The following is a 6,892-nucleotide window of genomic DNA, read 5'->3' on the forward strand; positions in this document are numbered from 1 at the left end:
TACCACGAGTTGCGCCGCGAGCATCAGGGCATTGACGCCCGCGCTCGTCACGGCAACCTCCGCCGACCGGGTCGCACCATGCAATCTACCGACGTAACCGGCAAGCGCTTCGCGCAACGGCGCGATACCCAGGTTGTGCGTATAGAAGGTTGCGCCGTCGGCGAGCGCCTGACTGGCGGCATCGCGGATGAACTGGGGCGTCACCTGATTGGACTCGCCAAACCAGAAAGGCAGGACGTCCGGGACACCAAAGCCCGCGTTCGCCACCTCGCGAATCTGGGACGGACGCAGTGCGCGCACCGCGTCGCGCGCATTGGGCATAAGCACGCCTGACGCGCCGTTGGTACCGGCTTGACTGGACAGCGCGCCAAGCTCCGAGATGACCGCCCCTTCTGATTCGCTCATTACCTTCCCCGCAGATCGAAACCAAAAGTCTAACGCGACGGCTCCCGAAACGCGCGATACGGCTCGCACGTTAGCCATCAGGCCAGTTTTTCGAGGGTTTCATCCTGCTCACCTCGGTTACTCCACTTCCTCCACACGCTTGGGCAAGCGTGCAACCAGCGTCCACACCGACTCGGCCGCGGGCGAGAGCGAGCGATCGCGCCGGCGCACCAGTTCCACCGTCCGCTCGATGCGCGGCATCAACGGCAACGCCACCAGCGACGAATTCGCCGGCAACGGCAAGGCGAGCCACGGTAATACGCTAATGCCTACGCCCGCCTCCACCAGACCGAAAACCGTGGCCGAGTGGCCGAGTTCCTGCACCACGTCGGCGACCACGGAGTGCTCACGCATGACGGCATCGATGATCGGACGGCTTCCCGACGCGTGGTCGAGCATCACCAGCCGCTCGCCCGAGAGTTCCTCCCATCGAACCTGCCGGGCGCCCGCGAGCGCATGGTCGCGCCTCAGGACTGCGCAGAAGGAGTCGGTGGTCACGACCTCCGCATGCAAGTCGTCGTGAGCAAAGGGCCCGATGGCGACACCAAAATCCACTTCGCCGGACTTCACTTTCCGGATGACGTCGGCCTGGAGATCGTCACGCAAGCCCAGCGAGATCAGCGGGAATTCCTTGAGGCAGGCGGCTAGCACAAAGGGCATAAGGCGGCATGCAACGGTCGGACTCGCCGCCACGATCACGCGGCCACGCTTTTGCTGACCAAGATCGCGGATTTCGCGCAAGGCTTCGTCCAGGTCCAGCAACAGCCGCGACACACTGCCCACCATATTCGTCCCGACGTCCGTGAGCTGGACTTCGCGCGTCGTTCTGTCAACGAGCTTCAGACCAATTTCTGCCTCCAGTTCGCGTACACAGCGGCTTACTGCCGACTGGGTCAGTCCGATTTCGTCGCCCGCGCGGCTGAAACTTTGCAGCTTCGCCACTTCGATAAACACCCGCAGCTGCCGCAAAGTCACGTTCAGCGCGCGATTCATAATATATCCTCATCAATCTATCCTATAAATGCAGATTGTAGATCACTGGCCCCGAAATCGCTCTGGGGGACCGTTGCGCTGCGGTGCAGCAGAAAGGCATTCGCGCACGCGGGATGGGCTTGCTGCACATGATTGGTGATTGTCCCGATTTCATTAACTGCACTTATAGCGTCTCATACGGCCCATGCTGGCAGTACGCCAGCCTACTGCCACGAGGCTTTCCGGCCGATCAGTATTGGCATGGCACGGTTCTCGCATTTACTTGCGCAGAGGTCGGCGCCATTGCAGTTTTAAACGCAAATCGTCCGTCGCAATGTCTGCTCCGACCTTACCTGGGTTCGATCTTCGAATTCCGACCAGAGTGCGCGGCGCGGGGCAGCGCACCGGGGTTAGCTTCGCTGAGGTGAAACATGATGTTCGACGATTTAAGAGATAACGAGTGGGCGCTGGTCGAGGCCTTGTTCTGTGCAGAACCTGCACGCAGCGAACGTCGCGGTCGTCCGCGCGTGGAAGCACGCGCTGTTGTCAACGCCGTCTTGTGGGTGTTGTCGACAGGCGAAGGCTGGTCGAAACTGCCGGGACGCTACCCGTCGCCGCCGACCTGCCGCCGTCGTTTCGACGAATGGCAAGCTGACGGTACGCTGGCCGAGATCGTGAAACGTCTTGGAAACAATGGCCGTGAAGTGTCGTTGCGCGGCCGGATCGGCTCGACGGCTGCAAAACCGCCTGCACCGCCCAGCCGCGACCGCCTGCGTGGCGCGTTCTGGACGAATCCGGAATCGTGGCGCGCTCCGGTCAAGATGGCTTGATTTCGGGCCTGTCTCTACCGGCTTGATTCATATCAGCAAAGTGCATGTCGAAGCATCACGGTCGAGGTAAATCAACCGTGGTCGGCCCGGCAGAATCGCGAAGCACCCGCGCGCAGATTTTTTCTGCGCTTGAAGCACGGTCCCATCCGATGACCTTTCTCCGTTGGATGCGGATCATCGGTCTGCTCCCTCGCAGACCGTTCCATGCCACCCAATCTGCCAGGAAGCGCCCGGCCTGCACCTTTACGGCCGGGCGTATGGCGCACGTTCTCAGGGCACGATCGGCGCAATCAGTGCGCATGCGGTCGCTCGCCGCGAAACAACTCTTTACCATTATTTACAGCGCCCTTTCGTGCACTGGCATAAGTTATGAGGCTAGCTAACAGACCGCGAAGGTCTGAAGGGAGCTCATCATGAAACCAATGTCATTCGTAGCATGCGGCATTGTGATTTCATCGCTTGGCGTGACCATTCCGGTGCAGGCTGAATCACAATCGGGCAATTTCGCGTTGCGCGCTGATACCGAGGCAGACATGCAGGCGTGGAAAAAGGAGCCTGTGCGCAGCAATCAGCCGGCAGAACCGGCGCCTCGTGGCGATTTGCGCGGTGATATCGCGAGCAACGTACATACACGTCCGGAACCGGAGCGCGGAGCACGTCCACGCCGACATTGATCGCGGCATGAGGGGACGCGGTTTTGACGCAATGAACACTCAGGGAACCGTTCTCTAAATGACAAGTCGGACTTGATGCCATGAGCACAGCGTGGCAGAAGTAAATCCGGTAAGCCCGTATCCTCGTGGTACGGGCTTTTTTTGGGCGGAGAACGATATTGGCCCCTGAAGGGCGGCAATACGGCCAAACCAAGCACCGCAACCGTTTGCGTGGCTTGGTACGTCGCGATCGATTCTCCGGCAAACAGATTCAGAATCAACAGGTAAGGAAAACTGATCGGATCTAGGCGCGCGCTTCGGCAAAAGGCTCCTGCACGATCGCCAGTGCATACGGTGCCGTGCGGTGCAATTCCCAATCCATGGAGCGCTCGTCGCGCGAAAGGCGGGAAAATTCGAGTTTGCCGCGCTCGGTGACAACCGCTATATCGACCGGAGCATGAAACCCCGGGGCCGGGGCAACGGTGCGCTGCCTGACGAGTTCCAGAAGGCCCAAGTCGCGCAGATGGCTGAAAACGTTTGGGCGCCTTGCCCACGGAACTTGACGATACTGAGCTCGCCGGAGCGCTTCGAGTACGGCTTCGTTTGAATACGTGGTCATCTCGTTATGTCTTCCAGTGCAGCCGTGACGGCGCCACTTGGCAGTAAAGTCGCCTGCCAGCGGCGCCGACTAAACGCGGCACGCCCCGAAACCAGTCAAAATGCCGACAGTGCGGCACCTGACAGGAACTCGCAGCCGCCGCTTGCGCTAGGTGCTGCTTGATTCTTACCGCTGCTTATAATTCCGAGCTCCCGTTAAACGCGCATTACATGACACGTCCCGCAGTTCCGGCGATGCATTCTCCTGAATGCGATGACCACGAAGCGGATTATCTCGAAAACCTATACGTTACCTCAAACCAAATTGGTTCTTATAACTTTATTGCTGCTTTTCTTTGCACTGTTTGCCGTTTGGCGTCATCACAGGCTTCTCGTTGCTGCGGTATGCGCGTTGGTCTTCTGGGCACTTGGCGCCGGCTGGTTAGGAAAGCCCCTGCTGCATCTCGCCCAAACCGGTTTCGAATCGCCGTCAGCCTCGCAAAACGTGCGTTTCGCATCGCGAACAACTTTTGTGTTGTTGGGCGGAGGCACAACTTATGACGACAACAACCAGCTCGCTCCCCGGCGCGATGCATTCACGCGCGTAGTTGCGGCTGCTGATTTGTACCGGGAATGCCGACGCGCCGGCGGCGTCTGCCGCGTGATCGTGAGCGGAGGCAATCCTGAGCACCACGAACAAGCTGAAGCCGATAACTATGCGCCCTTCCTGTTCGCGCGAGGTGTCGACGCCAGCGACGTGCTGCTCGAGAACGAAAGCGTCAACACCTATGAGAACGCGCGTAACGTCGCAAGGCTGCTTGGACCCGAGCGCGACGGGTCGTTCGTGCTGATCACATCGGCGTATCACATGCGGCGCTCGTTGGCCGCGTTCCGCGCCTTCGGCATGAAGGCGCAACCGTTTGTCAGCAACGTGAGACTCCCGCATGTCTCGCTTTTCCCGCGGCGGCGTGGGTTTGTCGACTCAGAAACTGCGCTCCATGAAATGGTCGGTCTTGCGCGCTTTTACGTGTATCGACTTGTTGGTCTTTATTGAGACACGAATGCATTAAGCGCCCATCGAAACGGTCGTTGCATATCTCGAAATTCAGTACTAGAAAGCATTGAGCTTCGCCGGTATTATCGCCGGCGCGGTCAACCGACTGTCCGGGAAGGCGTGCAGTTGAAACGAAGAGCATGATTGCAGCAGCTAGGCACACGAACCGTAACGATATGTAACAGCCGCGCTGGAGCAGCACTTGCTGACGAGCGTTCAATGTCACGGATAACGTGACAGGCCAACCCGGGTTCAACGAATCTATGGAGGTAACAATGAAGAAAATTTCTCTGGCAGTTCTGGTTTCCCTTAGTGCAATCACCGGTGCGGCTTTCGCCCAGTCGGACCAAGGCGTCTCCATGAGCACCGATCCAGGCAAAATTTCTGATATCGAGCAGCGCGCACAAGCCCTGCAATCGAATCAGGCGAACATGCAGGAAATGCCGGCCCACAAGACCGGCGAGCACCACAAGAAATCAGGCTCCAAGCATTCGAAAAAGGCGGCGCACGCTGCCGGCGCGAGCCAATAAGCCCTCGGGGCAAAACGTAGAGGCGGCGCGCAAACGTTAGCCGTCAGACACGGAGCCGGATAAATGCACGAGGCGTTTATCCGGCTCTTTTTTGGCCAGGGTTCTTCCGCAGGGAAAGGTGCCTGGTTCAAGCCGCCGATACGTGATGCGGCCTCCAATCCGGCGGTATGCTACATTCCGCGTCGATAAATTGAATCGCACCCGTGTGCGGAGGATCGTATGAGCAACATCCAGCTGGATATTGAATGGACCGAAGCGGCATCGCGCAAGATTGAAAAGCTGATGCCGCGCAATGCGAAGGACAAGGACGCCTACCTCGCCCTGCCGCCCGTGGAATGCCTGCCTATGGAAGGCGACGTGCTGTTCCTGGGCCCGGACGGCAAGCAGCAGCCGTTTATCGTTGCCGAGCGCCAGTATCACCATGACGGCGACGCCGACTGGACCATCATCCTGATTCTCGACGTCCCCCAGGAAACGCACTGACGAGCGGCTTGGCACGGCGCCTGGGGCTTCTTGCCGCCCGAAGGCACCGGTGAACGCTCAGAGCTTTGCGACCACGTTGATTTCGCCGCGTTCGATCAAGTCGGGCAAAGCCTTGCTGAGCGCCTTGATGTGAGGCGTCTGATTGTGCTCGGCGAGCGATGCTTCGCTTTTCCATCGCTCGAAAAACACAAATCGGCGTGGCTCCTTGATGTCGCGATGCAGGTCGTATTGAATCGCGCCCGGTTCGGCGAGCGTCGGCGCCACGATGCCCTGCAGCAGTTCCTTCAACTTCTCCTCGTTGCCAGGCTTGGCTACGAACGTTGCGACCACCGCGATTTCCGTCATGTTCAGACTCCCAGATTAAAGGGGCAAGCATAACGTTCGCGCAGCACTTTCGCAGAAATCAAGCGCCGCAAGAAAAAAGCCCGCGTTCCCATTTGGGAGCGCGGGCAAAAGCCGTCGCCCTACGAGGATAGGCGACGGGGCCATCGAGATCCGCTTGGCCAGCGGATCGCAATTCGTGAAAGATAAAACAGGTCGGCACGGACAATGTGGAGCGTGGCGCACTACATCGCAGGCGTCACGCAGATTACATGCCATGGATGCAATGTAACCCCTATGCGGTTGATTCCTATAAGCTTTCCCGCACATAAAACCGCAGAAAGCGCTTTGCTCCGATTCGTGTAACGCTCATCCGTAACGTGACATCGATTACATGCGGCTCGCTCGATATCTTCGACGAAGCTTAAGCGCCCACAAATGATTTCCACGCGTGCTACCGCGCATTCCAATACGAGGTTTTGCTCTAAATCGCCATTGGCGTTTCGCAGGCATAAAAAAACCCGCCTAGGCTCAGGCGGGTTCGTTCGAGACGGTCCGAAGATCTTTACTCCGGGCTCAGCGCAATTGATCGTCGAGCAAGGCCATGATCTGTCGTGCTTGCGGCGACGAGTCCACATTCCCCTTGCTGTCGATGATCGACACCCGGGTTTGCGTTTCCGTGAGCGCACGGACGTTGACTTCGTAATTTTTCGGAAGCTTTTCTTTCTTGCCGTGGAACACCTGGTTCCAGAAGCCCTGCTCCGCCGCAGTCATGTCCTTCGGATCGACATAACGGACAAAATAAATTCCGCGGCCACGATCACGGTCATCGACCGTGAAGTTGGTCCGGTCGAGCGCAAGACCGACGCGCAGCCACGCGCGGTCGTACGCCTCCGGCAACGTGATCTCATCCGAAGTGGCTTCGGGATACCAAGAAAATTTCGCAGTTCGTGTGAAAAAAACCCCAGCCGCTCGTTCATTTCGATAATCTTGTCACTTGCCACGGCT

General features: G+C 58.6%; 7 protein-coding genes and 3 pseudogenes. 5 read left to right on the plus strand and 5 right to left on the minus strand.

The features are described from left to right. Together ACRXB1_RS26560 and ACRXB1_RS26565 are read right to left on the minus strand one after the other, a co-directional pair. Positions 1–321, minus strand: a pseudogene (locus tag ACRXB1_RS26560) (pyridoxal phosphate-dependent aminotransferase); the annotation flags it as partial. Between the two features lie 201 nt (positions 322–522). After that, positions 523–1,425: a LysR substrate-binding domain-containing protein gene (locus tag ACRXB1_RS26565; RefSeq protein ID WP_449493732.1), complete on the minus strand. Its 903-nt coding sequence runs from the start codon at positions 1,423–1,425 to the stop codon at positions 523–525. Positions 1,426–1,847: 422 nt separating this feature from the next. Between ACRXB1_RS26565 and ACRXB1_RS26570 the strand changes: the two are divergent. Further along, positions 1,848–2,243, plus strand: a pseudogene (locus tag ACRXB1_RS26570) (transposase); the annotation flags it as partial. A 416-nt stretch (positions 2,244–2,659) separates the two neighbouring features. Beyond that, a complete protein-coding gene (locus ACRXB1_RS26575) occupies positions 2,660–2,920 on the plus strand; it encodes a hypothetical protein (RefSeq protein ID WP_069638357.1) in 261 nt (86 codons plus the stop codon). 283 nt (positions 2,921–3,203) lie between these two features. Here the strand turns inward: ACRXB1_RS26575 and ACRXB1_RS26580 are convergent, their stop codons facing one another. Next, positions 3,204–3,518: a hypothetical protein gene (locus ACRXB1_RS26580; RefSeq protein WP_449493730.1), complete on the minus strand. Its 315-nt coding sequence runs from the start codon at positions 3,516–3,518 to the stop codon at positions 3,204–3,206. A 510-nt stretch (positions 3,519–4,028) separates the two neighbouring features. Here ACRXB1_RS26580 and ACRXB1_RS26585 point away from each other — a divergent pair. The 3 genes from ACRXB1_RS26585 (at position 4,029) to ACRXB1_RS26595 (ending at position 5,563) form a co-directional block, all read left to right on the plus strand. Continuing rightward, positions 4,029–4,550 carry a YdcF family protein gene (locus tag ACRXB1_RS26585; protein ID WP_449493731.1) on the plus strand — a complete coding sequence of 174 codons (522 nt, stop codon included), beginning with the start codon at positions 4,029–4,031 and terminating at the stop codon, positions 4,548–4,550. A gap of 275 nt (positions 4,551–4,825) precedes the next feature. Next, complete coding sequence (locus ACRXB1_RS26590) at positions 4,826–5,080, plus strand: hypothetical protein (protein ID WP_062000895.1); 255 nt, start codon at positions 4,826–4,828, stop codon at positions 5,078–5,080. A gap of 219 nt (positions 5,081–5,299) precedes the next feature. Next, positions 5,300–5,563, plus strand: coding sequence for a hypothetical protein (locus ACRXB1_RS26595; RefSeq protein WP_061999647.1), 264 nt, complete (start codon positions 5,300–5,302; stop codon positions 5,561–5,563). 57 nt (positions 5,564–5,620) lie between these two features. On the opposite strand, the gene ACRXB1_RS26600 is transcribed toward ACRXB1_RS26595, so the two are convergent. Further along, positions 5,621–5,908, minus strand: coding sequence for a putative quinol monooxygenase (locus ACRXB1_RS26600; protein ID WP_061999648.1), 288 nt, complete (start codon positions 5,906–5,908; stop codon positions 5,621–5,623). 552 nt (positions 5,909–6,460) lie between these two features. Next, a pseudogene (bamC, locus tag ACRXB1_RS26605) lies at positions 6,461–6,799 on the minus strand (outer membrane protein assembly factor BamC); the annotation flags it as partial. Positions 6,800–6,892 lie beyond the last annotated feature (93 nt).

The organism is Caballeronia sp. M23-90 (assembly GCF_053574605.1).